Annotated in this window: 24 protein-coding genes; 14 read left to right on the forward strand and 10 right to left on the reverse strand. The window is 65.7% G+C overall.

Going from position 1 to position 23,171, the window contains the following annotated elements; translation table 11 throughout:
* Positions 1–206: 206 nt before the first annotated feature.
* The 9 genes from AC5P74_RS02325 to AC5P74_RS02365 all read left to right on the forward strand — a co-directional run bounded on the left by AC5P74_RS02325 (position 207) and on the right by AC5P74_RS02365 (position 7,423).
* Positions 207–572 carry a hypothetical protein gene (locus AC5P74_RS02325; RefSeq protein ID WP_014648497.1) on the forward strand — a complete coding sequence of 122 codons (366 nt, stop codon included), beginning with the start codon at positions 207–209 and terminating at the stop codon, positions 570–572.
* Between the two features lie 31 nt (positions 573–603).
* Positions 604–1,404, forward strand: coding sequence for a F0F1 ATP synthase subunit A (gene atpB, locus AC5P74_RS02330; RefSeq protein ID WP_005411134.1), 801 nt, complete (start codon positions 604–606; stop codon positions 1,402–1,404).
* Positions 1,405–1,477: 73 nt separating this feature from the next.
* Positions 1,478–1,783: a F0F1 ATP synthase subunit C gene (gene atpE, locus AC5P74_RS02335; RefSeq protein WP_005411133.1), complete on the forward strand. Its 306-nt coding sequence runs from the start codon at positions 1,478–1,480 to the stop codon at positions 1,781–1,783.
* A gap of 106 nt (positions 1,784–1,889) precedes the next feature.
* Complete coding sequence (locus tag AC5P74_RS02340) at positions 1,890–2,360, forward strand: F0F1 ATP synthase subunit B (protein ID WP_005419512.1); 471 nt, start codon at positions 1,890–1,892, stop codon at positions 2,358–2,360.
* Between the two features lie 2 nt (positions 2,361–2,362).
* Entirely contained in the window at positions 2,363–2,890 is a 528-nt protein-coding gene (locus tag AC5P74_RS02345) for a F0F1 ATP synthase subunit delta (RefSeq protein WP_005411131.1), read from the forward strand.
* Between the two features lie 44 nt (positions 2,891–2,934).
* On the forward strand, positions 2,935–4,482 hold the full coding sequence (gene atpA, locus AC5P74_RS02350; protein ID WP_005419511.1) for a F0F1 ATP synthase subunit alpha: 1,548 nt from the start codon (positions 2,935–2,937) through the stop codon (positions 4,480–4,482).
* A gap of 97 nt (positions 4,483–4,579) precedes the next feature.
* Positions 4,580–5,443, forward strand: coding sequence for a F0F1 ATP synthase subunit gamma (atpG, locus tag AC5P74_RS02355; RefSeq protein WP_005411129.1), 864 nt, complete (start codon positions 4,580–4,582; stop codon positions 5,441–5,443).
* Between the two features lie 37 nt (positions 5,444–5,480).
* Complete coding sequence (atpD, locus tag AC5P74_RS02360) at positions 5,481–6,887, forward strand: F0F1 ATP synthase subunit beta (RefSeq protein ID WP_005419510.1); 1,407 nt, start codon at positions 5,481–5,483, stop codon at positions 6,885–6,887.
* A gap of 113 nt (positions 6,888–7,000) precedes the next feature.
* Entirely contained in the window at positions 7,001–7,423 is a 423-nt protein-coding gene (locus AC5P74_RS02365; protein ID WP_005419509.1) for a F0F1 ATP synthase subunit epsilon, read from the forward strand.
* 221 nt (positions 7,424–7,644) lie between these two features.
* Here the strand turns inward: AC5P74_RS02365 and AC5P74_RS02370 are convergent, their stop codons facing one another.
* Positions 7,645–8,028 (reverse strand): GtrA family protein, encoded by a 384-nt coding sequence (locus AC5P74_RS02370; protein ID WP_005419508.1) that lies wholly within the window; start codon positions 8,026–8,028, stop codon positions 7,645–7,647.
* An 83-nt stretch (positions 8,029–8,111) separates the two neighbouring features.
* On the opposite strand from AC5P74_RS02370, the gene glmU reads away from it, so the two are divergent.
* Together glmU and AC5P74_RS02380 are read left to right on the forward strand one after the other, a co-directional pair.
* Positions 8,112–9,479, forward strand: coding sequence for a bifunctional UDP-N-acetylglucosamine diphosphorylase/glucosamine-1-phosphate N-acetyltransferase GlmU (glmU, locus tag AC5P74_RS02375; RefSeq protein WP_065186211.1), 1,368 nt, complete (start codon positions 8,112–8,114; stop codon positions 9,477–9,479).
* Positions 9,448–9,981, forward strand: coding sequence for a GNAT family N-acetyltransferase (locus AC5P74_RS02380; RefSeq protein WP_053497585.1), 534 nt, complete (start codon positions 9,448–9,450; stop codon positions 9,979–9,981). Before glmU ends, AC5P74_RS02380 begins: the two co-directional genes overlap by 32 nt.
* Before the next feature lie 68 nt (positions 9,982–10,049).
* Here the strand turns inward: AC5P74_RS02380 and AC5P74_RS02385 are convergent, their stop codons facing one another.
* From AC5P74_RS02385 to AC5P74_RS02415, 7 genes are all read right to left on the reverse strand, one after another.
* Entirely contained in the window at positions 10,050–11,402 is a 1,353-nt protein-coding gene (locus AC5P74_RS02385) for a sensor histidine kinase (protein ID WP_206620675.1), read from the reverse strand.
* Positions 11,399–12,745 (reverse strand): sigma-54-dependent transcriptional regulator, encoded by a 1,347-nt coding sequence (locus tag AC5P74_RS02390; protein ID WP_053497581.1) that lies wholly within the window; start codon positions 12,743–12,745, stop codon positions 11,399–11,401. The genes AC5P74_RS02385 and AC5P74_RS02390 overlap by 4 nt, the downstream gene beginning before the upstream one ends.
* A 123-nt stretch (positions 12,746–12,868) precedes the next feature.
* A complete protein-coding gene (locus AC5P74_RS02395) occupies positions 12,869–13,240 on the reverse strand; it encodes a PDZ domain-containing protein (RefSeq protein WP_329843238.1) in 372 nt (123 codons plus the stop codon).
* 16 nt (positions 13,241–13,256) lie between these two features.
* Positions 13,257–14,474, reverse strand: a complete 1,218-nt coding sequence (locus AC5P74_RS02400; protein ID WP_005419491.1) for an ABC transporter permease — start codon at positions 14,472–14,474, stop codon at positions 13,257–13,259.
* Between the two features lie 20 nt (positions 14,475–14,494).
* Complete coding sequence (locus tag AC5P74_RS02405) at positions 14,495–15,793, reverse strand: ABC transporter permease (protein WP_005419489.1); 1,299 nt, start codon at positions 15,791–15,793, stop codon at positions 14,495–14,497.
* Between the two features lie 10 nt (positions 15,794–15,803).
* Positions 15,804–16,526: an ABC transporter ATP-binding protein gene (locus tag AC5P74_RS02410; RefSeq protein ID WP_005419487.1), complete on the reverse strand. Its 723-nt coding sequence runs from the start codon at positions 16,524–16,526 to the stop codon at positions 15,804–15,806.
* Between the two features lie 28 nt (positions 16,527–16,554).
* Entirely contained in the window at positions 16,555–17,832 is a 1,278-nt protein-coding gene (locus tag AC5P74_RS02415) for an efflux RND transporter periplasmic adaptor subunit (RefSeq protein ID WP_329843237.1), read from the reverse strand.
* 203 nt (positions 17,833–18,035) lie between these two features.
* On the opposite strand from AC5P74_RS02415, the gene glmS reads away from it, so the two are divergent.
* A complete protein-coding gene (glmS, locus tag AC5P74_RS02420) occupies positions 18,036–19,874 on the forward strand; it encodes a glutamine--fructose-6-phosphate transaminase (isomerizing) (protein ID WP_053497571.1) in 1,839 nt (612 codons plus the stop codon).
* A gap of 447 nt (positions 19,875–20,321) precedes the next feature.
* Positions 20,322–20,753, forward strand: a complete 432-nt coding sequence (locus AC5P74_RS02425; RefSeq protein WP_005411115.1) for a CBS domain-containing protein — start codon at positions 20,322–20,324, stop codon at positions 20,751–20,753.
* 67 nt (positions 20,754–20,820) lie between these two features.
* Here the strand turns inward: AC5P74_RS02425 and AC5P74_RS02430 are convergent, their stop codons facing one another.
* Positions 20,821–21,249, reverse strand: coding sequence for a VOC family protein (locus tag AC5P74_RS02430; protein ID WP_005419481.1), 429 nt, complete (start codon positions 21,247–21,249; stop codon positions 20,821–20,823).
* 125 nt (positions 21,250–21,374) lie between these two features.
* Complete coding sequence (gloA, locus tag AC5P74_RS02435; RefSeq protein ID WP_134955650.1) at positions 21,375–21,893, reverse strand: lactoylglutathione lyase; 519 nt, start codon at positions 21,891–21,893, stop codon at positions 21,375–21,377.
* Between the two features lie 125 nt (positions 21,894–22,018).
* Here gloA and AC5P74_RS02440 point away from each other — a divergent pair, with 125 nt between their 5' ends.
* The gene (locus AC5P74_RS02440; protein WP_005419477.1) at positions 22,019–23,131 is read left to right on the forward strand and encodes a PLP-dependent cysteine synthase family protein; all 1,113 of its coding nucleotides are present in this window, start codon (positions 22,019–22,021) and stop codon (positions 23,129–23,131) included.
* The last annotated feature ends 40 nt before the right edge of the window (positions 23,132–23,171 follow it).

Raw genomic sequence — 23,171 nt, forward strand, 5'->3', positions numbered from 1 at the left:
TTCAATACTGCGGTGCAGCATCATGCGGACGTCATTGTCCCCCGGGTGGTACGCAAAAATGTAACCGTTACCGCAACTTGCGGCTTCCCGGGATGAACAGGCAGCGGTTGTCTCGCAAATTGTCCCATTGCTATAATTTGGCGGCTCGATGAGGCCCCCTGCTGTAGCCGCCTCAGCCTTCCACTTGCAACCACGCGGGACGTCCTGTGCTGAACTCCGTTGATGCGGGTCGGCGACTGATGCTGCGCGCCGCGGTCTACCCGCTGGCCGCGGTCGCTGTCCTGGCCCTGGCCTTCCTGCTGGTCGGTCCGAAATATGCCCTCGGCGCGCTGGCGTCCGGTGTGGCCATTTCGGCCGGTGGCTGGGTGGCGGCAAGGATGGCGCTGGGGGGGGGGGCGGTGGCCGCAGGATCGGCGATGGCTCGCCTGATCATTGCGATCGTGGCCAAGTGGGTCGTGGTTTTCGGCGTCCTGCTGGTGGGGTTCCTGGTCTTCAAGCTGCCTGCATTGGCGCTGTTGGCCGGTATCGCCGTCGGCTTGATGTTCCAGGTCCTGGCGATGGCCAGGCGTTGACAGAATTCAATTAACTGAAGGTTCCGGACACATGGCGGGCGAGGCTCTAACCCCTACCAGCTACATCCAGCATCACCTGCACAACCTGACCGCGCCGGTCGGCAAGGGTGAGGGTATGTTCTGGCATATCCACGTCGATACCTTCCTCACCGCGGTCCTGATGGGCCTGGTGATCGTTGTCGCGTTCTGGCTGGGCACCCGCAAGGCCACCGCCGGCGTGCCGGGCAAGTGGCAGGCCTTCGTCGAGATCTGCCTGGAGTTCGTCGACCGCCAGGCCAAGGACACCTACCACGGCAAGAGCAAGCTGGTCACGCCGATCGCCATCACCATCTTCTTCTGGATTCTGCTGATGAATCTGCTGAAGATGATCCCGGCCGATTTCATCGCCAAGCCGCTGGAATGGGCGGGCGTGCACTACTGGAAGCCGGTGCCGACCGCTGACGTCAATGCCACCCTGGGCATGGCCATCAGCGTGTTCTTCCTGATGCTGTTCTTCGCACTGAAGTCGAAGGGCCTGGGCGGCTTCATCAAGGAATTCCTGACGGCGCCGTTCGGCAAGTGGATGATGCCGTTCAACCTGATCCTCAACATCGTCGAGTGGCTGAGCAAGCCGATCTCGCTGGCGATGCGACTGTTCGGCAACATGTTCGGCGGCGAAATCGTGTTCCTGCTGATCTGGGTGCTGGGTGGTGCCGGTTTCTTCGGTGCCATTGCCGGTGGTGTGTTCGGCCTCGGCTGGATGCTGTTCCACCTGCTGGTGATCCCGCTGCAGGCCTTCATCTTCATGATGCTGTCGATCGTGTACCTGAGCCTGTCGGAAGACGCTCACTGAGTTTCAAGCTTCAACGCGTTTCAACCTTCATCCGTTTCATCACCCTTAGCAACTTAAGTTCCTGGAGATAACCATGTACTTCGCCGTCCTGACCAACTTCGCGCAGATTCAGAGCTCCACCGCCCTTGCCGTCGGCATCATGATCGGCCTGGCCGCGCTGGGCGCCGGTCTGGGTCTGGCCATCATGGCTGGTAAGTTCCTGGAGTCGGCCGCCCGCCAGCCGGAACTGATCCCGGTCCTGCAGGTCCGCATGTTCATCACCGCCGGCCTGATCGACGCCGCGTTCATCATCTCGGTCGCCGTTGGCCTGCTGCTGGCCTTCGCCAACCCGCTGTCGGCTGCCTTCGCTGGCGCCGTCACCAAGGCTCTGGCCGGCTGATACAGCGGTTTGAGACGACCGGGTGCTGATGCACCCGGTTTCGGATGAAGGCCGGATGTGCCGCTTCGGCGGCGCGTCCACCCCGAAACCAGCGATCGAGCTAACCATGAATATCAATTTCACCCTTCTTGCGCAGGCGCTGGCCTTCGCTGGTCTGATCTGGATCATCGCGACCAAGATCTGGCCGCCGCTGATGAACGCGATCGAAGAGCGCCAGCAGAAGATTGCTGAAGGCCTCGCTGCTGCCGACCGCAGCCAGAAAGATCTGGCCCAGGCGCAGGAGAAGGTCAACGAAGCGCTGAAGGAAGCCCGCACCAAGGCCAACGAGATCATCGATCAGGCCCATGCGCGTGCCAACCAGATCGTTGATGCTGCCCGCAACGAAGCGATCACCGAAGCCACCCGTCAGAAGGAACTGGCCCAGGCTGAAATCGACGCCGCCGCCAACCGTGCCCGTGAAGATCTGCGCAAGCAGGTGTCCGCGCTGGCCGTGACCGGTGCCGAAAAGCTGCTCAAGCGCGAAATCGACGCCAACGCCCACAAGGCGCTGCTCGACGAGCTGGCCTCGGAGATCTAAGGATGAGCCAGGCCCTCACGCTTGCCCGCCCGTACGCCCGCGCCGCGTTCGCGACCGCGCGCGACGAAGGCGCGTTCGCGCCGTGGTCGGACGCCCTGGCGTTCTCCGCCCACGTCGCCGCCGACCCGCGCGTGGCGGCCCTGCTCGCCAACCCGGAGCTGGGTCGTGACGACGCCGTCGCCCTGCTGGCGCCGGTGTCCCACGGCGAGACCTACTCGCGCTTCCTGGCCATCCTGGCCGAATCGCATCGTCTGCCGCTGCTGCCGGAAATCTCCGGCATGTTCGACGCCCTGCGCGCCGAAGCCGAGCACGTGGTCAAGGCCACCGTCACCTCGGCTGCCGAGCTGTCGGCCGGCGAGCTGGACGCGATCAAGGTCGCGCTGCGCAAGCGCTTCAACCGCGAGGTCGACGTGACCACTGCGGTCGATGCTTCGCTGATCGGCGGCGCCGTGATCGACGCCGGCGACGTGGTCATCGATGGTTCGCTGAAGGGCAAGCTGGCCCGTCTGCAGACCGCGCTCGCTAACTGAATTCATTTAACGTCCGGCCCCGCTGCCGGCACTAGGACTTGACGATGGCAACCACGCTCAACCCCTCCGAAATCAGCGAACTGATCAAGAACCGCATCGAGAAGGTCAAGCTGGCCGCGGAATCGCGCAACGAAGGCACCGTGACCAGCGTGTCCGACGGCATCGTGCGCATCTTCGGTCTGGCCGACGTGATGCAGGGCGAAATGATCGAACTGCCGAACAACACCTTCGCCCTGGCCCTGAACCTGGAGCGCGACTCGGTCGGCGCCGTGGTCCTGGGTGACTACGAGCACCTGCGCGAAGGCGACGTCGCCAAGACCACCGGCCGCATCCTGGAAGTGCCGGTCGGTCCGGAACTGCTGGGCCGCGTCGTGAACGCGCTGGGCGAGCCGATCGACGGCAAGGGCCCGCTGGGCACCGACCTGACCGCTCCGGTGGAGCGCGTTGCTCCGGGCGTGATCTGGCGCAAGTCGGTCGACCAGCCGGTGCAGACCGGTTACAAGTCGGTCGACTCGATGATCCCGATCGGCCGTGGCCAGCGCGAGCTGATCATCGGTGACCGCCAGACCGGCAAGACCGCCATGGCGATCGATGCGGTGATCAACCAGAAGGGCACCGGCATCAAGTGCGTGTACGTTGCGATCGGCCAGAAGGCGTCGACCATCGCCAACATCGTGCGCAAGCTGGAAGAGAACGGCGCGCTGGCCCACACCATCGTGGTGGCCGCGACCGCTTCCGAATCGGCTGCCATGCAGTACATCAGCGCCTACTCGGGCTGCACCATGGGTGAGTACTTCATGGACCGCGGCGAAGACGCGCTGATCGTGTACGACGATCTGTCCAAGCAGGCCGTCGCCTACCGCCAGATCTCCCTGCTGCTGAAGCGTCCGCCGGGCCGCGAAGCCTACCCGGGTGACGTGTTCTATCTGCACTCGCGCCTGCTGGAACGCGCTGCCCGCGTGTCCGAGGAATACGTCGAGAAGTTCACCGAAGGCAAGGTCACCGGCAAGACCGGCTCGCTGACCGCGCTGCCGATCATCGAAACCCAGGCCGGCGACGTGTCCGCCTTCGTTCCGACCAACGTGATCTCGATCACCGACGGCCAGATCTTCCTGGAAACCGACCTGTTCAACGCCGGCATCCGCCCGGCCGTGAACGCCGGTATCTCGGTGTCGCGCGTCGGTGGCTCGGCCCAGACCAAGATCATCAAGAAGCTGTCGGGCGGTATCCGTATCTCGCTGGCCCAGTACCGTGAGCTGGCTGCGTTCGCGCAGTTCGCCTCGGACCTGGACGAAGCGACCCGCAAGCAGCTGGAGCGTGGCCAGCGCGTCACCGAGCTGATGAAGCAGAAGCAGTACGCGCCCATGTCGATCGCCAACCAGGCGCTGTCGATCTACGCCGTCAACGAGGGCTACCTCGATGACGTGCCGGTCAACAAGCTGCTGGCGTTCGAAGAAGGCCTGCACGCCCACTTCGCCAATACCCAGGGCGAGCTGATCAGCAAGGTCAACGCTACCGGCGGTTGGGACAACGACATCGAAGGTGCCTTCAAGAAGGGCATCGCCGAGTTCAAGACCACCGGCAGCTGGTAATCGCGGTCCTGTAGAGCGGAGCCCCAGGCTCCGCTGGACCAGATGACAAACGGTTGAACAACGCGGGGCATCAGCCCCGCGCCACGGGAAACAAGAGATGGCAAGCGGACGCGAAATCAAAACCAAGATCAAGAGCGTGCAGAACACCCGCAAGGTGACGCGCGCCCTGGAAATGGTCTCGGCCTCCAAGATCCGCAAGGCGCAGGATCGGATGAAGACCTCGCGTCCGTACGCGCAGGCGATGAAGCAGGTGATCGGTCACCTGGCCCAGGCCAGCACCGACTACCAGCATCCGTTCCTGGTCGAGCGTGAGCAGGTCAAGCGAGTCGGTTTCATCGTGATCTCCTCCGATCGCGGCCTGGCCGGCGGCCTGAACAACAACCTGTTCCGCAAGATGCTGGGCGAAGCCAAGGCATGGCAGGACAAGGGTGCCGAAGTGGACCTGGTGACCATCGGCCAGAAGGCTTCGACCTTCTTCCGCCGCGTGAAGGTCAACATGGTCGGCAGCGTGACCCACATCGGCGACGTGCCGAAGCTGGAATCGCTGATCGGTGTGATCAAGGTCATGCTCGACGCCTTCACCGAAGGCAAGATCGACCGCGTGTACCTGGTCTACAACCGCTTCGTGAACACCATGGTGCAGAAGGCCAGCTTCGATCAGCTGCTGCCGCTGCCGCCAGCCGAGAAGCAGGTCGCTCACCACGACTGGGATTACCTGTACGAACCCGATGCCGCGACCGTGCTCGAGCACGTGATGACGCGTTACATCGAGTCGCTGGTGTACCAGGCACTGCTGGAAAACGTCGCCTCCGAGCATGCCGCACGCATGGTCGCGATGAAGGCGGCGAGCGACAACGCCAACAAGCTGATCGGCACCCTGCAGCTCGTCTACAACAAGGCGCGCCAGGCAGCGATCACCCAGGAAATCTCCGAAATCGTCGGCGGCGCGGCAGCAGTCTGACCGCGTTCGTTCAAAGCACACATTAGAGGATGCAGCAATGAGTCAGGGCAAGATCGTTCAGATCATCGGCGCGGTCGTCGACGTCGAATTCCCGCGTGAATCGGTGCCGAAGGTGTACGACGCACTGAAGGTCGAAAACACCGAGATCACCCTCGAAGTCCAGCAGCAGCTGGGCGACGGCGTGGTGCGTACCATCGCCCTCGGTTCCACCGACGGCCTGAAGCGCAACCTGGTTGCCGTCAACACCGGCCGCGGCATCTCGGTGCCGGTCGGCGCCGGCACCCTGGGCCGCATCATGGACGTGCTGGGTCGTCCGATCGACGAAGCCGGCCCGGTCGCTGCCAGCGACAACTGGGAAATCCACCGCGCTGCGCCGTCGTATGAAGACCAGTCCCCGGCCACCGAGCTGCTGGAAACCGGCATCAAGGTCATCGACCTGATGTGCCCGTTCGCCAAGGGCGGCAAGGTCGGCCTGTTCGGCGGCGCCGGCGTCGGCAAGACCGTCAACATGATGGAGCTGATCAACAACATCGCCAAGGCGCACAGCGGCCTGTCCGTGTTCGCCGGCGTGGGTGAGCGTACCCGTGAGGGCAACGACTTCTACCACGAAATGAAGGACTCCAACGTCCTGGACAAGGTGGCGATGGTGTACGGCCAGATGAACGAGCCGCCGGGCAACCGCCTGCGCGTCGCGCTGACCGGCCTGACCATGGCCGAGTACTTCCGCGACGAGAAGGACGAAAACGGCAAGGGCAAGGACGTCCTGTTGTTCGTCGACAACATCTACCGCTACACCCTGGCCGGTACCGAAGTGTCGGCACTGCTGGGCCGTATGCCGTCCGCGGTGGGTTACCAGCCGACCCTGGCCGAGGAAATGGGCGTCCTGCAGGAGCGCATCACCTCGACCAAGAACGGCTCGATCACCTCGATCCAGGCCGTCTACGTTCCCGCGGACGACCTGACCGACCCGTCGCCGGCGACCACCTTCGCCCACCTGGACTCGACCGTCACCCTGTCGCGTTCGATCGCCTCGCTGGGTATCTACCCGGCCGTCGATCCGCTGGACTCCACCAGCCGCCAGATGGATCCGCTGGTCATCGGCCACGAGCACTACGACACCGCCCAGCGCGTCCAGCAGACCCTGCAGAAGTACAAGGAACTGAAGGACATCATCGCGATCCTGGGCATGGACGAACTGTCCGAAGAGGACAAGCAGGCCGTGTCGCGCGCCCGTAAGATCGAGCGCTTCTTCAGCCAGCCGTTCCACGTGGCCGAAGTGTTCACCGGTTCGCCGGGCAAGTACGTGCCGCTGAAGGACACCATCCGTGGCTTCAAGGCCATCGTCGATGGCGAGTACGACCACCTGCCGGAGCAGGCGTTCTACATGGTCGGCGGCATCGAAGAAGCGGTCGAGAAGGCCAAGAAGATGGCCGAGAAGGCCTGATCCGGGACGGGCGGGAGCGATCCTGCCCGACCTGACGCCGGCGCCGGGCAACCGCCCGCGCCGGTGGACCCCCACGGTGGCATTGCGCCGCCGCGAACAGCGAAGAGATTTGCATGAGCACGATCCGTTGCGACATCGTCAGCGCCGAGCAGGAAATCTTCCGTGGCGAAGCGACCCTGGTCGTGGCCACCGGTGAGCTGGGTGAACTGGGCATCGCGCCCAAGCACGCCCCGCTGATCACCCGCCTGAAGCCGGGCAAGGTGGTGGTCACCACGCCGAACGGCGAGCAGCTGGATTTCGCCATCTCCGGCGGTATCCTGGAAGTGCAGCCGCAGGTGGTGACCGTGCTGGCCGACACCGCGATCCGCGCGCAGGACATCGACGAAGCCTCGGTCCGCAAGGCCAAGGAAGAAGCCGAACGCATCCTGGCCAACCGCGGCGAAGCGATGGAAGTGGCCGAAGCCCAGCAGAAGCTGGCTGAAGCCGTCGTCCAGCTGCAGGCACTGGAACGCCTGCGCAAGAATCTCAAGCACTGAGGTTCGCGCTGCATCCACGAGAACGCCGGCCCTGTGCCGGCGTTTTTGTTTGGGGCGGGGCAGGGCCGATTGGGTAGAGCCGACGGGGTAGAGTCGACTGTCAGTCGACTACCGCGCGCAGCGCGGGATTTTCGCGACCTCACGGAAGAGCAGTCGACTGACAGTCGACTCTACCGTTCCGGTTCCCGCCCCCAATCCGGCATCCCGATTCCCGCCTCGTCTCAGCGATACACCACGTAGCGCATCAACAGGAACGACACGCATGCCAGCCCGCCTTCCACCAGCGGCTTGGCCAGCCACGTGAATTGCAGGCCCAGCGCCTGGTCGACCAGGCTGACCAGCAGCGTGCTCGTCGCCGTCAGCAGCAGCCACAGCCCGAAGAAACGTGCAAAGCGCTTCCATCCCAGCTTGCGGGTGCCGGCCTCGGCAAAGGTGTAGCGGCCGTTGAGCCAGAAGCCCAGCAGCATGCCGGCCAGGCGACCGGCGATGTTGGCCGGCGCGACCGGCATGCCCAGCGCGGTGGCGACCACGAACACCAGCCAATCGACCAGCAGCTGCACGAGCCCGATCACGAGGTAGGTGCTTCCCTGGCGGAGCAGGCTCATCGGCGTGGTGAAGGAGGAGGGATGCCCATGTTAACGGCCCACGCTCTAGAATCACCGGCAACGAACTACGGACTGCTGCTCCCATGACCCAAGCCCTGCACGTCATCATCCTCGCCGCCGGCGCCGGCAAGCGCATGAAGTCGGTGCTGCCGAAGGTGCTGCAGCCGATCGCCGGCCAGCCGATGCTGGCGCACGTGATCGATACGGCCCGCGAGCTGCAGCCGGCGGCCATCCACGTGGTTTACGGCCATGGTGGCGAGGCGGTGCGTCAGTACTTCGCCGGCCAGCCCGACCTGCAGTGGGCCGAACAGGTCCAGCAGCTCGGTACCGGCCACGCAGTGGCGCAGGCAATGCCGCAGGTTCCCGATGCCGCGCAGGTGCTGGTGCTGTACGGCGATGTGCCGCTGATCCGCGCGCAGACCCTGCGCGACCTGCTGGCGCAGCCGGGCCGGCTGGCAGTGCTGGTGGCCGATGTCGATGACCCGACCGGGTACGGCCGGGTGCTGCGCGATGCAGAGGGCAAGGTGGGCTCCATCGTCGAGCAGAAGGACGCCACCGACGACCAGCTGCGCGTGCGCACGATCAACACCGGCATCATCGCCGCAGAGTCGACCGCGCTGCGCCGCTGGTTGTCGCAGCTGTCCAACAGCAATGCGCAGGGCGAGTACTACCTTACCGATGTGTTCGCGTTCGCCGCGCATGAGTACACCCCGGCCGAGATGGCCCTGGTCGCCGATGCACAGGAGGCCGAGGGGGCGAATGATCCATGGCAGCTGTCGCAGCTGGAGCGCGCCTGGCAGCGCCGTGCGGTGCGTGCACTGTGCGCTCAGGGCGCGCGCGTGCGTGACCCGGCACGACTGGATATCCGTGGCACCGTCACCGTGGGCAGCGATGTACTGATCGATGTCGACGTTGTTCTTGAAGGCAACGTCGTGCTCGGTGACGGCGTTACCGTAGGCCCGTTCAACCGGCTGAAGGACGTCAACCTGGGGCCCGGCACCGAAGTGCGCGCGCATTGCGACCTGGAAGGCGTGGTGACCGAAGGTGCCGCGCAGATCGGCCCGTTCGCACGCTTGCGGCCGGGTACCGTGCTGGCCGATGGCGTACACGTCGGCAACTTCGTCGAAACCAAGAAGGTCACCCTCGGCGTCGGCAGCAAGGCCAACCATCTCACCTACCTGGGTGACGCGGTGATCGGCAGCAGGGTGAACATCGGTGCCGGAACCATCACCTGCAACTACGATGGCGTGAACAAGTCGACCACCACCATCGGCGACAACGCCTTCATCGGCTCCAACAGCTCGCTGGTGGCGCCGATCACCATCGGCGAGGGCGCGACCATCGCTGCCGGGTCGGTCATCACCCGCACCGCGCCGGACGGCAAGCTGACGCTGGCACGTGCACGACAGGAAACCATCGATGGCTGGAAGCGCCCGGTCAAGAAGTCCTGAGCCACGGGTTCCGCGCACCGATGAGCTGGGTGTGCTGCCGGCGATCGAACAACGTGCCGGCGAACTGCTGAGGGGTCACGAGGCCTATCCGGTGTTTGCCAGCCACGGCCTGGACCTGCCGACGCTGCAGGAAGGCCTTGAGCGTGGGCAGCTGTGGGTGGTGGATGGCGCCGCCGGCGGTGTTGCCGGCTACCTGCTGGCCGGCGACCTGGCAGGCGAGTTCCATGTCCTGCAGATGGATGTGGATCCAGCGCACGCGCGTCGTGGCCATGGCCGTGCATTGCTGCGGCATGCCTTGGCGCAGGCCAGGGCCACTGGCTTTGCTGCAGCGGTGCTGACCACCTTGAGCGATGTGCCGTGGAATGCAGCCTTCTACGCCAGCGAAGGGTTCGAGGTCGTGCCCGAGGCGCAGTGGAGCGAGGGCCTGCGCGCGGTGATGGCCGAAGAGGCCGCCCTGGGATTTCCAATGCATCTGCGGGTGGCGATGCGGCAGGTCTGGTAGGTGCCGACCCTGGTCGGCACATCCACGCATGGCGTGGCTCTACTGACAGACCGAGCCAAGTCGGCAACTCACCCCACCGGCAACAGGATCGACACGCACAGCCCGCCATCACCGCGGTTCTGCAGCGACACCCGCCCACCGTGTGCCTCCACGATCTCGCGGGTCAGTGCCAGTCCCAACCCGGTACCGTTGCGCTTGGTCGAATAGAACGGCATCAGCGCGTTCTGCAGCACCTGCTCGTTCATGCCCTTGCCACGGTCCAGCACATCCAGGCGCAGCCATTGCGGCAACCGCGTCAGCTGCACCTGCACGTCATCATTGGGCGGATCGGCTTCGGCACAGGCTTCATGCGCGTTCTTCAGCAGGTTCAACAGCGCCTGCCCGAACTGCGCGATGTCGATCCGGCTGCTCAGTTCCTCGTCCGGTTCACGTTCCATGCCGAACGGAATCTGCTGGCGCAGGCTGGACAGGAAGGGCGCCCAGTGCACGGTCTGCAGTTGCGGTTGCGGCAGCTTGGCGAAGCGCGCATAGCCACGGATGAAGCCTTCCAGGTGGCGCGCGCGGTCTTCGATGGTGGTGAAGATCTCCGGCAGCCGATCGAAGCGCTCGCGCTGTACCAGCACGCCGCCGGAATGGGCCAGCGAGGCGATCGGCGCCAGCGAGTTGTTGAGCTCGTGGCTGATCACCCGGATCACCTTCTTCCACGTCTGCACTTCCTGGCGGCGCAGTTCGGCGGTGAGCAGGCGTACCAGCAGCAGGTCGTGCGGGCGGCCGTTGAGCTGGAAAGATCGGCGTGAGAGGTGATAGACCTGTTCGTCGTCCTCATCGCTGTCTTCGCCTTCCGCATGTACCGCGAACAGGCTGTCGCCGCCACGGGCGATGGCATCGCGCAGCTCCACCGGCACCTGTTCCAGCACCTCTTCCAGGCGCTGTCCTTCCAGCTTCCAGCCGCCATGCAGCAGCTTGCGCGCGGCCAGGTTGGAGAACACCACGCGGGCGATGCCATCGCCGCCGGAAGCAATCAGCAGCATCGCCACCGGGGTGTTCTGTACCATGGTGTCCAGCAGCAGTTCGCGCTGCACCAGGCCTTGCCGCTGCTCGCGCAGCACGTCGCCCAGTTCGCGGTGCGCCTGCACCAGGTCACCCAGTTCGTCGTTGCCTGGCCAGTACACACCGAAGTTGTACTCACCGTCGCGGTAGCTGCTGGTGGTGCCGGCCAAGGCGCGCATCAATGAACGTACCGGCGCGGTTGCACGGCGCAGGGTCCACCACATCAGCGACAGCAGGATCAGCGCCGACACCGTGGTCACCACCCAGCCATGGTCCATCCAGTAGGCCAGCAGCCACGGCAACGCGGCGGCCAGCGCCAGCACCGGCAGCAGGCGCAGGAACAGGCGGAAGGTGAACGAGCGCCGTTTCATTCGCGTGGGATGCCGTGCCGGTCCATGCGCCGGTACAGTGCCTGGCGGCTCAGGCCGAGTTCGGCGGCGGCCTGGGCGATGACGCCGTGGTTGCGCGCCAGCACATCCTCGATGCGCGCACGGTCAGGATCATTGCCGGCACTGGCTGCCGGTCGCGGTGCAGGTGCGGCACGCGGCAGGTTCAGGTCGGCCACTTCGATGCGGTTGCCGGTCGCCAGCAGCTCGGCCCGCTGGATCACGTTGCGCAGTTCGCGCACGTTGCCGGGCCAGGGGTGCCGTTGCAAGGCCGCGGTGGCGGCGCTGGAAAGTGGCTTGCCGGCGGTCAGGAAGCGCTCGGCCAGGGGCACGATGTCGCCCGGGCGCTCGGCCAATGGTGGCAGTACCAGTTCCACCGTATTGAGGCGGTAGTACAGGTCTTCGCGGAAGGTGCCGTCGCGGATCATCGCCGGCAGGTCGGCATTGGTCGCGCTGACCACACGGACTTTGACCTGGCGCTCGCGATTGGAGCCAAGACGCTCGAAGCGCCCTGTTTCCAGCACACGCAGGAGCTTCATCTGGCCGCCCAGCGACAGGTTGCCGATCTCATCCAGGAACAGCGTGCCGCCGTCGGCGGCTTCGAACTTGCCCTCCCGTGCCTTGTTGGCGCCGGTATATGCGCCGGCTTCGGCACCGAACAGTTCGGCCTCGATCAGTTCCGAGGGCAGGGCGCCGCAGTTGACCGTGATGAACGGGCCCTTGGCCACCAGCGAGTTGGCCTGGATGATCTGCGCGATCTTCTCCTTGCCGGCACCATTGGGACCGGTGATCAGCACCGGCAGGTCGGAGCGCGCGACCTGGCAGGCCAGGGCAATGACGCGCTCGCTGGCCGGATCGGCGAAGACCGCACCACACAGCTCGTACTTTTGTTCCAGCGCATTGCGCTGGCGCAGCTCACGGCTGCGGCGGCGGTCCAGCTCGCGCCGCGCCTCGGACAGCTCGAGCAGGTTGTTGACCGTGGTCAGCAGCTTGCGGTCGTCCCAGGGCTTGGCCAGGTAGTCGGCGGCACCGGCCTTGACCAGGTCCACTGCGCTGCTCAGGTGGGTCCAGGCGGTGAGCAGGATCACCGGCAGGTCCGGGTGGCGTGCGCGGATCTGTGCGAACAGGTCTTCGCCTTCTTCGCCGGAGGTGGTGTCCTCGCTGAAATTCATGTCCTGGATCACCAGATCGACCGGCTGCGACTCGAGCAGGGCCAGCCCTTCGGCCGGGCTCTGCGCCTGCAGGGTGTCGATGTCATGCAGGGAGAACAGCACGTCCAGCGCGGTGCCCACGCTGGCGTTGTCGTCGATGATCAGGATCGAAGGCATCAAGCAGTTCTGCAGAAAGGGATGGGCGGCGCCGATGGAGCCGTGTTCGTATCCATACGCCGGGAGAGCCCGGCGCCACCCATCAAGCATAGCCAAAGCCGTGGCGACGAGGGCGGGATGGTTTCAGCGCCGCGCTGGTGGAGGCGGTGGTGCCGGCGGTGGCGGAGCGGCCAGCGCCAGCCGCCACGAAGTGGCGTCCACCGGGACGGTGAGCTCGCGTTTGTCGCGGCGCAGCAACAGGTACGCAGTCGGGGCACTGGAATGCCGCAGTGCATCGGCAAGATGCTCGATCCGCCGCACGGCCGTATCGTCCAAGCGCAGGATGCGGTCGCCGCTGCGCACGCCGAAGCGGGCTTCCGGACGCGCGGCTTCCACCCGTACCTGGCCCTCGGTCGAACGGAGCGCCAGGCGGGCATCATCCTGGCGCCATTCCAGCGTCTGCGAGCTGCCACCGCCGGCCAGCGCCGGCAGTGGCAGCAGTGCCATCAACAGCATTCGGCAGGCACGCACCTCACGCGCCCCGCGTGGCAACTGCGGGCGGGACCGCTGCCGCGCGCCGGGCCGGCCCGAACACCGCGATCTGGCCCAGCACCCACAGCAGAAGCGCGCCCAGCGGCAGGTAGTACAGGGGCATGCGCGGCAGCTCGTACAGGTTCATCAGTGCCAGATTGATCGCGTAGGCGGCCAGCATGCCCAGCACGATCCCCAGCGAGGCCAGCAGGAAGTTCTCGGTCTGGAAGTAGCGCAGGATCTGCCCGCGGGTGGCACCGAGCGCGCGGCGGATGCCGATCTGCTTGCTGCGCTGCTGCACCCAGAAGCTGGCCAGGCCGATGATGCCCAGTGCGGTCACCACCAGCAGCGAGACGCTGACGGTGATCAGCAGGCCAACCATCGCGCGGTCGTTCTTGAAGAAGTCCTTGCGCTGGTCTTCATAGGTCAGCTTGTCGCGCATCAGCCGGTTGGGGTCATTGCGCTCCAGTACAGCAGCCCCCGCATCAAGCACCTCCTGGCGGCGTTCCGGCGAAGTGCGCAGCACATAGGTGCCACCCTCGTCGAAGGTGCGCCGCATGGGCAGCAGCATGGAGTTCGTCCAGTTGTCATTCCAGCCGTTGGGCGTGCTCAGCGTGTCGACGATGCCGACCACATGCAGCGGCTGCTTGCCCATGTAGTAGGTCTTGCCCAGCGCGCTGCCGTTGGGTTCCATCTTGGCGGCGGTGGCCTGGGTGAGGATGACCGGGATGGCGTTTTCCTTGGCGCCCCCCTTGCTGGCGTCTTCGAAGTTCTGGTACTCGCCGGGCAGGAAATCGCGGCCGGCGATCAGGTTGATGCCCATCGTGGCCAGCCCGTTCTCGGACAGGGTGTACATCGAGGCGTTGGTGGTCGGCCGTTCCTGGTCGATCTCCCGCGAGATGCTGCTGCTGGACGAGCCGTTGCGGAAAGGCACCTGGTTGATGATGGTGACGTTGCTGACGCCGGGAAGCGCACGCAATGACGCCAGGTCCTCACGGGTGCGGGCCATGGCATCGGTCTGCTTGCCGATGCCGCTGACGCGGAGCATCACCAGTTCGTTCTCGGCGATGCCGCTGGGCATGCTGATCTTCTCCACGCGCTGGCTGACCAGGAACAGCGCGTTGCAGACGATGGCGCAGGTCAGTGCGACTTCCAGCACGATCAGGGCAGCGGCAGTCTTGTGCCGGCGCAGCGTGCTGAGGATGGGGCGGATGTCCATGGGAGTCCTCGTTCGGGTGCTTACTGCGACTTGAGCTGGATGGCCGGAGTGACCTGCATGGCGCGCCAGGCAGGCAGGAAACCGGCGGCAAGGCTGGCGAACAGGGTCAAGCCCAGCGCAAGCAGCAGCATGTTGCCGTCCAGGTGGGCCAGCTTTGCGTACTCCACCGGTTGCTGGCGCACCGCGAACAGGCCCAGCAGGGCCAGGCCGATGCCCAGCACGCCCCCGACCACGCCGACCGCGCCGGCTTCCACCAGGCACTGCAGGAAGATCTGGCCACGGCTGGCACCGAGTGCGCGGCGCACGCCGATCTCACCACTGCGGCGCAGGAACTTGGCCAGCAGCAGGCCCACCGTGTTGACCAGGCAGACCCCCAGGAAACCCAGTGCCAGCCACAGCTGCAGGCGCACATCGCTGGGCACCGCGCCGTTGAAGTCCAGCCATTCCATCACGGTGCGCAGGCGCACGTTCGGCGGGTGCTTGAAGCGGCCGGCCTGGCGCTGCTGGCTCGAATAGTTCTCCAGGTAGCGGCGGTAGTCGGCGGCCTTGGCCGGGTCCATCTCCACCCAGTACTGCAGCCACGCGCACGGCGCATTGAGCGAGTAGCTGTTGCCGTCGGGATTTTCGCCGAAGCAGTTCATGTTGCCGTTGCTGCCCAGTTTCAGGTCGAAGGACGTGGAAATCGGCAGCAGCAGGTCCTCGTTCTTGCCGTAGCTGCCGGTGGTCAGGTCGTAGAAGTGCGGCTCCGGGCTCCACTCCTTCATCACGCCGACGATGCGGTAGCTCTGGCCTTCCATGCGCAGGTCGCGGCCTACGCTGTTGGCGCCCTGGTAAAGCTTGTCGTTGAGCGCCTTGGAGATGACCACCACGCGTGCGCGGCCTTCGTCGTCCTCGCGCGTCCACGGGCGGCCGTACTGCATGGGCACCTCGAACATCGGGAAGAAATCGGCCGAGGTCCAGCGGGTGTCGATGCTGAAGGGCTTGAGGGTGCTGTTGTCCGGTTCGATGGTGCCGCCGCCGCCGCTCATCAGCGCCTGGCGCTCGCCCTTGGCTTCGCGCAGCAGGGCTTCACCGTCGAAGCGGGTCAACTGTGTTTCCGGCTCCTCGCCCGCGACATAGGCGCCGGTCGCGGCATCGAGCTGCACATAGAACAGCCGGTCACTCTTGCCGGGGATCGGGTCGCCGGACAGCACGTGGAACACGGTCAGGGTGGTCATCGAGGCACCGATGCCGAGGGCGATGGCTACCACCATCAGCGCAGTCAGGACCTTGTTGCGGCGGAAACTGCGTACCGCCAATCGGGCGTAGTAGGCGAACATGGGAATGCCCTCACTCGTTGACGGCGACGATGTGGCGCGGCGTGGCCAGCACCGGCTCGCGCACCAGGTCGGTGACCTGGCCGTCGACGATGTGCACGTTGCGCTGCGCACGCGCGGCCAGTTCCGGGTCGTGGGTGACCATTACGATGGTGGTGCCGGCGGCATTGATCTCCTCCAGCAGTTCCATCACGCCACGCGCCATCTGCGTATCCAGGTTGCCGGTCGGTTCGTCGGCCAGCAGCAGGCGCGGGCTGCCGGCCAGTGCACGCGCGATCGCCGCACGCTGCTGCTGACCGCCGGACAGCTCGTTCGGGTAGTGCTTCATGCGCGAGCCCAGGCCGACCTGGGTCAGCGCCTTCTCGATGCGTTCGCGGCGTTCGTTGGCGCTCATCTTCCGATAGCGCAGCGGCACGTCGACGTTGTCGAACAGGTTGAGGTCGGGGATCAGGTTGAAGCCCTGGAAGATGAAGCCGATCTTCTGGTTGCGCAGGCGGCTGCGCGCATCATCGCCCAGCGTGCTCACGTCCTGGCCGTCGAGCATGTAGGTGCCGCTGGTGAAGGTTTCCAGCAGGCCGGCGATGTTGAGGAAGGTGGTCTTGCCAGAGCCGGACGGACCGGTGACGGCGACGAACTCGCCTTCCTTGACCTGCAGTTCCAGGGAGCGCAGCGCGTGGGTTTCCACCTGTTCGGTGCGGAAGACCTTGGCGACCGAACGCATTTCGAGCATGTACATGGGGTGTCCTCTCTCCAGGATTCAGGTATCAGTTGACGGAGACGCGTTCGGCGCCCTTGAACAGGTCGCTGCCGGAGACCACGATGCGGTCGCCCGGCTGCACACCCGACTTGATTTCCACTTCGCCCAGGCTGCTGACGCCCAGTTCCACCGGACGGCGCACGGCGGTGCGGCCATCCATCACGTAGGCCATGCCGTTGCCCTGTTCGACGAACGGGCCGCGCTCGACCTTCAGCACATCCTTGCGGGTATCGAGCAGCACGCGCACCGACATCCGCTGGCTCTGGCGCAGGCCTTCCGGCTGCGCGCTGGCGAAGCGCACGCGGGCGTTGACCTCGCCGTTGACGACTTCCGGTGATACCGCGCTGATCTCGCCCGGGAACGGCTGGCCGTTGCCGCCGGTCAGCTGGGCCGGCATGCCGATCGCCAGGTCGCGGGCGAAGCTCTCCGGCACCTTGATCTCGACCTCGAACTTGGACAGGTCGACCACGCCCAGCACCGGCGCGTTGGCGGCCAGGTTGGTGGACTGCACCGCCTGGACCTGGCCGACCTGGCCATCGAACGGGGCGCGCAGGGTCAGTGCATCGACCTGGCGCTGCACTTCGGCCACCACGGCCTTCTGGCGGTCGGCCAGCAGGCGCTTGTTGCGGGCATCCAGGTCGGCGCCCTGGCTCTGCAGGCGCGCGTCGGTGGTGGCGTTGGCCAGGGTGATGTCGGCCTTCTTCAGCGAGTCCTTCGCCTTGGCCAGGTCGATCTGCGGCACCGCACCGCCGTCGTAGCCGCGCTGGTAGCGCTGCAGGTCGCGGTCGGCGGCCTGGCGCTCGATCGTGGCCTGGTCGGTTTCCTTGCGTGACTTGGCACGGGCCAGGGTCGCGTCCAGCGCGGCGCGGCTGGCCTCGGCTTCCAGGCCGGCCAGCGTTGCCTGTTCCTGGGCCAGCTTGCTGCGCAGTTCCGGGCTGTCGATGATCGCCAGCTCCTGGCCCTTCTTGACCACGTCACCGGCGACGACCTTCAGGTCCACGGTACCGGCCGAGATCGCGTACAGGATCGGGCTGTTGGCGGCGATCACGCGGCCGTCGGCGGCGATGTCACGGACCAGGTCGCCCCGCTTCACCTCGGCGATGCGCACGCGGCTGCTGTCGAAGGAGCGGCTGGCATTGGACCAGGCATGGACCGCCCAGCCGATGCCGGCGAGCAGCGCAATGGCGCCCAGCGCCGGCCAGCGGTAGCGATGCCAGCTTGCGCGGGTGGTGCCGGCCGGGGCGGAGGAAACGATCTGGTCCTGTGCGGAAGTGTCGCGGATCATCGGGTGCGTGCCTGACGGTGGTAGCCAATACCAAGCACGTAACGTGCCAAATTTATTTCCTTTCAGGTCAATGGGTTGGGGATTTCGGGGGAGTGTCCGGGTGTCCGCGGACACCTTTCCGGACACTTTCATTAAGCGGACAGGAGGGGGAAGCCAGGCAGGCGGGCTAGAATGCGCCGATCGTCTCCAAGGAATCGCGTGACATGTGTGGAATCGTGGGTGCAATCGCCGATCGCGATGTGGTGCCGGTACTGATCGAAGGCCTGAAGCGGCTCGAGTACCGTGGTTACGACTCCTCGGGCATCGCAGTGATCGACCACGCCGAGCGCCCCGAAGTCCGTCGCGTCCGTCGTACCGGTCGAGTGTCGGAAATGGCCACGGCGGCCGAGGCCGAGGGCTTCAATGCGGTGCTGGGCATCGGCCACACCCGCTGGGCCACCCACGGCGGTGTCACCGAGGCCAATGCACATCCGCACATCAGCCACGGTGTGGCGCTGGTGCACAACGGCATCATCGAGAACCACGAAGAGCAGCGCGAGAAGCTGCGCGCGCTGGGCTACACGTTTGAATCGCAGACCGACACCGAGGTCATCGCGCACCTGATCCACCATCATCTGAAGGGCGGCGACGACCTGCTGGTGGCGCTGCAGCACACGGTGAAGGAGCTGACCGGTGCCTACGCGCTGGCCGTGGTCAGCCGCGCCGAGCCGGAGCGCTTCGTCTGCGCGCGCATGGGCTGCCCGCTGCTGGTCGGCCTGGGCGAGGGAGAGAACTTCGTCGCCTCCGACGTCTCGGCCGTGATCTCGGCCACGCGCAAGGTGATCTTCCTGGAAGAGGGCGACACCGCCGAGATCCGTCGCGACGGCGTGCGCATTTTCGATGAGCACGACCAGCCGGTCGAGCGCGACGTGCACCTGTCCGACGTGTCGCTGGCATCGCTGGAGCTGGGCCCGTACCGCCACTTCATGCAGAAGGAAATCCACGAGCAGCCGCGCGCGCTGGGCGACACCATCGAGGCGGCGATCGATGCCGGTGGTTTCCCGGCCGGGCTGTTCGGCAAGAACGCCGAAGCGGTGCTGTCGGGCATCGAAGGCGTGCAGATCATCGCATGCGGCACCAGCTACTACTCGGGCCTGACCGCGCGCTACTGGATCGAGGCCATCGCCGGCCTGCCGTGCAGCGTGGAAATCGCCAGCGAGTACCGCTATCGCGCGGCCTACGCGAACCCCAAGCATCTGATCGTGACCATCTCGCAGTCCGGCGAAACGCTGGATACGATGGAAGCGCTGAAGTACGCCAAATCGCTGGGCCACAAGCACACGCTGTCGATCTGCAACGTGCCGGAAAGTGCGATTCCGCGCGCCAGCGAACTGGTCTGCTACACCCGCGCCGGCGCCGAGATCGGCGTGGCCTCGACCAAGGCCTTCACCACCCAGCTGGCCGCACTGTTCCAGTTGACCATGGTGCTGGGCAAGCTGCATGGCCGCATCGACGCGGCGCAGGAAGCGGACTACCTGGAACAGCTGCGCTTCCTGCCGGGCAGCGTGCAGCACGCGCTGAACATGGAGCCACAGATCGCCGCCTGGGCCGAGCGTTTCGCGCGCAAGAGCAGCGCATTGTTCCTGGGCCGCGGCCTGCATTACCCGATCGCGCTGGAGGGCGCGCTCAAGCTCAAGGAAATCTCCTACATCCACGCCGAGGCCTATCCGGCGGGCGAGCTGAAGCATGGCCCGCTGGCGCTGGTGGACGAGGACATGCCGGTGGTGGTGATCGCCCCCAACGACAGCCTGCTGGAGAAGGTGAAGTCGAACATGCAGGAAGTGCGTGCGCGTGGTGGCGAGCTGTTCGTGTTCGCCGACCAGGACAGCAACTTCAACGCGTCCGAAGGCGTGCACGTGATCCGCACGCCGCGCCATGCTGGCGTGCTCAGCCCGATCGTGCACACCATCCCGGTGCAGCTGCTGGCCTACCACACCGCGCTGGCGCGCGGCACCGACGTGGATAAGCCGCGCAACCTGGCCAAGAGCGTGACGGTGGAGTAAGGCATTCCCGGAGCTGTGGGATGCTGCATGCGAAAGGGGCCTGCGAGGCCCCTTTCGTTTGTGCCGGACGCAGTGCGAAGTGGGACAGCCGCCGGGCGTTCGGTCCGTCGTCGGCAGCAGGTAGTCATTCTTTAATGCGCGAAGCCGCCTGTATTCAGCGGCGGTTTCAGCCGCGGTGCCATTCTCTGGATCGTCAGTTGGTTCCCACGACGAACTGTCCTATCGATGCCGGTAGTGACCGAGGGTCGCAGTCGTAGAATCGATCTGGCCGAGGTTCGGGTTGAGTCGTTGAACCCGCCTCGTTCGCGTTGCAGCACGTCGTCTGCCGAGCCATTCCAAGCGGCAGCCGGGTGCGCCAGACGTGCGCTGAAAGGTCTGTTCCCGGGGAGGGGGCGTATCGGAAGAGCACACTTTTTTGACTTCAGTGACCTGCACCAGGAAACAAGAATGAACGTCCGCGAACTCCTGCAATCCAAGAAAGAAGCTGTCATCACCATCGATGCCGAAGACACGATCGGTGCCGCCGCCCACAAGATGAGCGCGAACAGGATCGCTGCGCTGGTGGTGATGAAGGACGATGCCCCGGTCGGCATCATTTCCGAGAAGGACATCGTGCGCACCCTGGCCGACGACGGCCCGCAGGCCGGCCGCCGGGTGATTTCCAGCCTGCCGTCCACCGGTCTGGAGGGCATTGCGCCGGAAGCCACGCTGAAACAGGCCATGTCGTTGATGACGTACTCGCGGCGCCGTCACCTGATGGTCACTGAAGGCACTCGCCTGGTCGGCATCCTCAGCCTGGGCGATATCGTGAAGAACCTGCTGGGCGAGCTGGAACTGGAAAAGGCGGTGCTGCAGGACATCTACATGGCCGCCCACTGAGGGCCGCAGCGCTGGAAGCAGAGAAGCCGGGCATTGCCCGGCTTCTTCGTTCACGGCACCGGTGATATCAGAAAGTGACCTTCACCGAATCGGCGCTGTAGTTCGCCGGCCCGTGATAGACCACTTCGATGTTGTTGCCATCGGGGTCGAGCACGAAGGCGCCGTAGTAGCCCGGGTGGTAGGGGCGTTCGCCTGGCGCGCCATTGTCGGTACCGCCGGCGGCGATCGCGGCAGTGTGGAAGGCATCAACGGTGGCGCTGTCGCGGGCCTGGAAGGCGAGATGGTGGCGGCCGGTCAGCTGGCCGGCGGCGGCACGGCTGCTGGCACTGGAAATGAACAGCTCGTCGGCCCAGAAGAAGTCTGGCCCTTCGCCGCCCAGTGGGATGCCGACCGTATCGAACACTGCCTGGTAGAAGCGGCGGCTGGCGGCCAGGTCACGCACCACCAGCTGGATGTGGTCGATCAGGCGGCCACGGTGCAGTTCCATCGTTTCCATACGAACCTCACAGAAAAAGGGGACGGAGTTGGTAGCGCTGGGCCGTGCCCGGCGAGCGCGCAGCGCGGCTTGCTCAAGGCCGCCGGGCATGGCCCGGCGCTACCGGAATTGTGCCCCTTTCCGGGTCAGACGTTGGCGATGATCTCGACCCAGTAGCCGTCCGGGTCCTTGATGAAGGCCAGGTTCTTCATGCGGCCGTCGGTCAGTCGCTTCTGGAAGGTTACCCCGAGGTCCTCGAAGCGCTGGCAGGCCGCCTCGATGTCCGGCACCGACACGCAGATGTGGCCGAAGCCGCGCGGGTCGCTGTTGCCGTCGTGATAGACCGCACCGTCCTGGGTTTCGGTGCCGTGGTTATGGGTCAGTTCCAGCACGCCCGGCAGGCCGGCCATCCACACGCGGCGCTGGCTGTCGTCTTCCGGTACCACCACGCCGGCAGGGACGTAGGCCAGGAAGTACAGGCTGAACTGGGCCTCCGGGAAGTCGCGCTTGTCGATCAGCTGGTAGCCGAGCACGCGGGTGTAGAAGTCCAGCGAGGCGGTGATGTCCTTCACCCGCAGCATGGTGTGGTTGAACACGAAGCCGGTGGTTTCGGCCGGGGCCTGGGCGGCGACGCCGGGGACATCGCGCAGGGCGGGAATGGTCATGGGGGAGGTCCTTCAGACAGGGCCGTTGCCGGCCGGATGGGGGCATTCTACCGGCCAGCACCTGACGGTACCGCGACGTACAATGGCCGGATCGCACCGTTCCGTCCTGACAACGATTGCCCGCCATGTCGCAGCGTGAATGGGTGGCCGCCGCCATCCGCAAGATTGAAGCCGATTTCAACCGCTCCGCCGATACCCACCTGATCCCGCTGGCGCTGCCCGGGTTCGAGGGCATCGATGTGTACCTGAAGGATGAGTCGAGCCATCCCACCGGCAGCCTCAAGCACCGGCTGGCGCGCTCGCTGTTCCTGTATGCGCTGGCCAATGGCTGGCTGCGCGAAGGGCGACCGGTGATCGAAGCGTCCAGCGGCTCGACGGCGGTGTCCGAAGCCTATTTCGCGCGCCTGCTCGGCCTGCCGTTCATTGCAGTGATCCCGGCCACCACCTCGCCTGAAAAGATCGCCGCGATCGAGTTCCAAGGCGGCCGCTGCCACCTGGTCGAACGTGCCTGCGACCTCAACTGTGATTCGGAAAAGCTGGCCCGTGAAACCGGTGGCCACTTCATGGACCAGTTCACCTACGCTGAGCGCGCGACCGACTGGCGCGCCAACAACAACATCGCCGAGTCCATCTTCAAGCAGATGGCCGAAGAGCCCAGCCCGGTCCCGGAATGGATCGTGTGCAGCCCCGGCACCGGCGGTACCGCCGCCACCCTGGGCCGCTATGTCAGCTACCGCCGCCACGATACCCGCATCCTGTGCGCGGACCCGGAAGTGTCGGTGTTCTTCGACGGCTACCGGGCCGCCGTGGCCGGTGGACAGGACTGGCGCGACCTGACCTGCAGTGGTGGTTCGCGCGTGGAGGGCATCGGCCGGCCACGGGTGGAGCCGAGCTTCATCCCGACCAGCGTCGATGCGATGGTCAAGGTACCCGACGCGCTGAGCCTGGCCGCGATGCGCCATGTCAGCCGCCAGCTCGGCCGCCGCGTCGGTGGCTCCACCGGCACCAACTTCATCGGCGTGCTGCAGGCCGCGCAATGGATGCGCGAGGCGGGCCACCAGGGCAGCATCGTCAGCATCCTTTGCGACAGCGGCGAACGCTACGCGCAGAGCTATTACGACCCGGCGTGGTACCTGCGCCAGGGCATCGATGTCGACGGCGCCGATGCACAGCTGGCCGCGGCGGTGGCCGGGCAGGGGTTGCCCGAGCTGCCGTGGTGCAGCCTGGAAGCGCTGTAGCATGGACGACGGCCTCGCCGGGCCATGCCGGCGATGCCAG

Source organism: Stenotrophomonas sp. YJH_SMC_94-11, from assembly GCF_059370435.1.